This is a genomic window from Salinibacterium sp., assembly GCF_031364185.1.
Lineage (GTDB): Bacteria > Actinomycetota > Actinomycetes > Actinomycetales > Microbacteriaceae > Rhodoglobus.
Map to the genome: position 1 here is coordinate 1 of NZ_JANLVV010000302.1, position 3,783 is coordinate 3,783.

At 60.3% G+C, this 3,783-nt stretch carries 2 protein-coding genes and 2 pseudogenes; 1 reads left to right on the forward strand and 3 read right to left on the reverse strand.

Features of this window, described 5'->3' with window-relative positions; all coding sequences use genetic code 11:
• Positions 1 to 624: 624 nt before the first annotated feature.
• Positions 625 to 1,802, reverse strand: a pseudogene (locus RMN95_RS13310) (integrase core domain-containing protein).
• 325 nt (positions 1,803 to 2,127) lie between these two features.
• Between RMN95_RS13310 and RMN95_RS13315 the strand changes: the two are divergent.
• Positions 2,128 to 2,829, forward strand: coding sequence for a DCL family protein (locus RMN95_RS13315; RefSeq protein ID WP_309617392.1), 702 nt, complete (start codon positions 2,128 to 2,130; stop codon positions 2,827 to 2,829).
• A gap of 28 nt (positions 2,830 to 2,857) precedes the next feature.
• Here the strand turns inward: RMN95_RS13315 and RMN95_RS13320 are convergent, their stop codons facing one another.
• Both RMN95_RS13320 and RMN95_RS13325 read right to left on the reverse strand, forming a co-directional pair.
• Positions 2,858 to 3,265: a DUF6527 family protein gene (locus RMN95_RS13320; protein ID WP_309617393.1), complete on the reverse strand. Its 408-nt coding sequence runs from the start codon at positions 3,263 to 3,265 to the stop codon at positions 2,858 to 2,860.
• Positions 3,262 to 3,783: pseudogene (locus RMN95_RS13325) on the reverse strand (ThiF family adenylyltransferase); the annotation flags it as partial. The pseudogene RMN95_RS13325 and the gene RMN95_RS13320, both read right to left, overlap by 4 nt.

The following is a 3,783-nucleotide window of genomic DNA, read 5'->3' on the forward strand; positions in this document are numbered from 1 at the left end:
GTCCTGCGTTGCTGCGCGTGCGCTCGACGAGGATGAGCTACTTGACCACATGTACCAAGGTCACGTGGTCAACTCCGCCGGCTGGTCCAAAACCTCGACAAACACTGAACTCAGAAGAGCCGGACAGGTCGATTTTCGGCCAAGAATCGTCCCCAGCAATTTTCAAGTGTGGGCAGGATGTGGGCAGAAGCCACAACGGGCCCGACCACATTCCAGAAGAAATGGTGGTCAGGCCTGTTATTTTCTGTGCGCCCGGGGGATTTGACTCCCCTAACGCGCCGCCTGCCCACTGCTTCGCAGCGGCCCGGACTGCACAGCGGGGGCCCACGAGGGGCTTCGCGTCCACCCCGCCGAACAAACGAGAAAGACCCCGTCAAAAAACAACGGGTTCTTTCTCGTTGGTGCGCCCGGAGGGATTTGAACCCCCGGCCTATTGATCCGTAGTCGAAGGTCGTATCCGCGGAGTTGTGCTGAAGTGGCCGAAATACCGCCAAACTGCTGGTGACTGGGCGCGACCTCGGTGCCATGAGTTGACCACGATGCTCTCCATGTGTGGGTGAAATGTGGGCACGTCCATACATGCGCGAAACTGTGATGTATCAGGACATGGGTGACAGTTCTGCATCAGGACATCGGTGACACTTCCTGCATCAAGACATTGGTGACACTTAGAGGGTCCGAGGTTGCCGCCCTCGGGGTCGGCCGGAGCGGACGTATTTGGTTCCGGGTCTCGGCCAGCGGTATCGCATGAGCTCGGTGCCTTGGTCGTCGAAGACGAGCAGGTGTTGGTCGGTTTCAACGAGATAGACGCTCTGTCCGGCGAGGTGCCGGGTGACGTGGAACCGGGTTTGGCGGACTTGGACGATGCCGTTGGCGGCGACCGTGGTGCGGCGGACGCCGTCCCAGCCAACAGGGCGGATTTGGTTTCGTGGCCGCGGCGGGTCGGCTTTCGGTGTCGCCTCCCAGGCCTGCTGCGGGGTGATCCGGCCGGGAAGTCCCTGATGGGGTCGCTCAGTGTTATAGATCCGGTCGAACTCATCGACCTGGACCTGCAGTTGTTCGAGCGATGCGGCCAAGGGCTGTTTGTCGAGGAAGCGGAACAGGGTCTGGTGGAAGCGTTCGTTCTTGCCCTGTGTGGTCGGTTTATAAGGTTTGCCGGTGATGGGCTCAACACCGAGCCGGGTGACGTAGGTGACGAGCTGGCCGACAGCACCACGCCGTGATGGGTTTAAAGCGGCGCCGTTGTCGGTCAACAATCGTTGCGGAACGCCGTGAGCGGCGATGCCTTTCTTGACCACGGCGATGGCGCCCTCGGAAGTTTCACCCCAGGTGACATGGGTCGCGACTGCGAGGCGGGCGTGGTCGTCGATGAGCTGGAAGATCACGCATTTGCGGCCCCCGGTCAACACATATTCGGTGCCGTCGAGCTGCCAGCACGCGTTCGGCACCGGATAAACGAACCGACGAAACGAAGCCCTCGGCTTCTTCCGCGGCTCGGCTCTGGCAACCCCCGCATCACGGAAGATCCGCGACAGTGCTGCGGTCGAGGGCACTGGGGTCATTCCCAACATCTTCATCTTGTCGTGCACGCTGATCGGTCCGTGGTCCAGGCCCGACTGCTCAAGCGCGGCCCGAACTCCGATCGCTCGCCGCTTCACCTCATCAGGAAGCCGACCCGGACTACTCGCCGGCCGACGCGTTCGAGGCTCAAGAGCCGCCGCCTGACCCTCCTCGAAGGCTCGCTTTCTGATCGCATAGAACGTCTTCCGCGAGATGCCATATTCGGCACAGAACGTGGTCACCGCACCACGTGGCGCATCGGGCGGCCACTGGGTGATGGCGAGACGGACACGAGGATCAACAGGCTCAGCAGCAGTCATGCCTCAAAGAATGAGGGGAAGTGTCACCACCAGGTGATGCTGGTTGGACACCGATCTATTGATGCAGAAGTGTCACCGATGTACTGATACATAACATACATGCGCGAAACTCGACAACTGCTTGGCGGCGCATCTACCCCCGGGGTCGGTGAAGCTGACCAACGCGCAAACGCCGGCGGCCGCAGTAGAGCACCTGCGCGCAACTCGATCGCTCTGTATGGTGAGAGCGACTCAGAAGAGGATTAAGTTGCCAAAGCCCATTGTTCTCGACACGATGTCGTGGCGAACTCAGAAGGATGCTCTCGCATACTTTCAAAGCATCCTCCACAGTTACGACATCAACGACGAAGTCACGGACCCCGTCCACGACCTCGCGCTCCGCGAAGTTATCGAGCGGCACCCTGACCGCGACGAAAAGGTTGGGGCGGGAATCGACCACTTCTACATTGGTCGAACTCGTGATGGCGACAAGTTCAACGTCCGACCAGATGCGCGAGGGATCTGGATCAAGCGAACCGATGGCACCGTAGTCGACTTCAGCTACATCACTGCGATCAAGAACCACACGCCGAAGTCGGATGCCAAAGAGGCCTTGAGGTCCGCCGTAGACGACTTACGCATTGCGTATCGCGCTCGACGTCTCGCAGACGGGACGATGGTGAGCGATGTTAGCGGGACCGCAATCGTGACCAGAGACATGGCCCACGTTGTTTACCTCGTCCCGGCCTGGGAGCAACTCACCTACAGGTTCGCCGAGAGCGAGGGAGGGTGGGACAAGATTCTGGTCCACAGCGGTCACGGAACCGTCAAAATTGGCACCCACCTGCTCGACAAGGGGGTGTACGACCGCTGGCGCGCCTTCTTCGTTGCGAATGCTCGACCGGCACTGGCAACAGCAAGCGAGAACGCGCGCAGACTGCGCTCGGATGAAACTGCGTGGACACCCTAGCGAAGCCCACTGCCCCACCCGACGTTCGTTATTTCGACCCTCCGAAAAGGCGCTCGATCCAGCCCACCGCTTTCGAGGGGGTCGTTCTCGCGTTGGCAACAAACTCCCGATCACGGTCGGCCCTGTCTCGCGCGGCACCGCTTGACACCTGCGCCGATGACCACTGGCGCGCCCAGTGCACTCGCCCTCCGCGAATGAAGTAGTGGGAGCGGCAGGGAAATCCCCAGTTGCCGATGGACGGTGTGAGGCTTGCGGAGTCGCCGTCCCACAGGAGGTGCCAACCGGAGGGACGGATCGGCGTCACCACCTTCAGTCCGCAGCCGCAAGCACAGCTATGCACCGCGGTGCGATAGGTGGTCGAGATGTAGAGCACGCCCTCTTCTCGATCTGGGGGTACGAATTCGACGAACTCGGCTCGGAAGACCTTGACGGTCATTGATTCGTGTCCGAGTTAAGGAGACGGTTTCCGCTGACCGTATATGTGCTGTGCATCTCGTCCGTGAGATCGAGGTAAAAGCCGCTGAACTTTTTCCAGCGGATGACAGCCATGGCCGCGTTTAGCGCGTTCAGGTCTGCGACCTGGATGTTCTTGTCGTACTCGTCGTCTTGCTCCTCGGCGAAGGAGATTCTCTGATCGATGTGGTGTCGTCGCCCCGGAAAGCTCGAGGTCACTCTGAGAATTCCTCCCAGCGCGTCCTTCTGCTTATTTATGCCCATGCCGACGTCAATGAACGGGATGTCACGGGCGGTGAGCGCATCGATGATTGCTCTCTTGGCCGGCCCCGTGTCCATCGAGAGGAATACAAATCCCACCGCATCGAGCTCGGCGAGGTTGGATGCATCGAGGTTCGCGGTATGAGGAAAGATGCGACGGTGCATGGCACCGTACTTGCTCGCGAAGTAGTTGACTTTCAGGGGACGCTCGTTCAGCTCGTCGAGCGAAGCTGCGCCTGG

Coding starts and splice junctions, on each gene's coding strand:
- RMN95_RS13320 (WP_309617393.1), bottom strand. CDS start 3,265: ATGACCGTCAAGGTCTTCCGAGCCGAGTTCGTCGAATTCGTACCCCCA.